Origin of the sequence: Neisseria sp. HMSC068C04, from assembly GCF_001810105.1 — a bacterium.
Classification (GTDB): Bacteria; Pseudomonadota; Gammaproteobacteria; order Burkholderiales; family Neisseriaceae; genus Neisseria; species Neisseria flavescens_B.
The window spans coordinates 3,966-4,897 of the sequence record NZ_KV800014.1; the positions used below are offsets into that span (position 1 = coordinate 3,966).

1 CRISPR repeat array is annotated in these 932 nt (G+C 51.7%).

The annotated features are described in order from the left end of the window. A CRISPR array of direct repeats spans nt 1–686; the repeat unit is 32 nt; unit sequence CCAGCCGCCTTCGGGCGGCTGTGTGTTGAAAC. The last annotated feature ends 246 nt before the right edge of the window (nt 687–932 follow it).

Sequence of the window (932 nt, forward strand, 5' to 3'; positions counted from 1 at the left end):
AGCCGCCTTCAGGCGGCTGTGTGTTGAAACCAGTTTGCGAGCAGGGCAATGAGCCAGCCGATAGCCAGCCGCCTTCAGGCGGCTGTGTGTTGAAACTTTCCAACGAATCGCATCCTTTCAAAATTGAAGAACCAGCCGCCTTCGGGCGGCTGTGTGTTGAAACCTTGCGCCGCTCCAACACCGACGGATGCGCCCAAGCCCAGCCGCCTTCGGGCGGCTGTGTGTTGAAACTGCCTTAATGGCCTCCAGCATCGGATATGCCTGGTCCCAGCCGCCTTCGGGCGGCTGTGTGTTGAAACATCATTCACCTCCTTTCCATACAGTAAGGTCATACCAGCCGCCTTCGGGCGGCTGTGTGTTGAAACAAAGTATCCTTCTAATGCGCAAATCAGGCCGTCAACCAGCCGCCTTCGGGCGGCTGTGTGTTGAAACATGTAATCGTCGTACATCGCCATTATTTAGCCTCCTCCAGCCGCCTTCGGGCGGCTGTGTGTTGAAACGGGTCAGTCGGCAAATGAACATGAAGCCGCACAGCCAGCCGCCTTCGGGCGGCTGTGTGTTGAAACCGAGCTAGGGATAAGAGGGTTGACCGGCAGGCGGCCAGCCGCCTTCGGGCGGCTGTGTGTTGAAACAACGAAGCCGAATTTAAAGGCACAGCGGTGTTGGCCAGTGCTGTGTGTTGAAACTCCAACAACTACGAACTTTATGCCGACCTATCCTGTCAGCCGCCTTTGGGGACTGTATGTTCAAATATCGTCCAAGCGGGCCACTCTTCTTTTGATCCTTCGCTTTCTGAGGTTTTAGTGAAAGCAATAGAGGATATTAGAAGCGAGTTATAAAGGTTAATAAGTAAAAAAATGCCATCTGAAAAGTTTCAGACGGCATTTTTTCTATTTATATATTAAATTTAATATCATATTATCATTGCATGA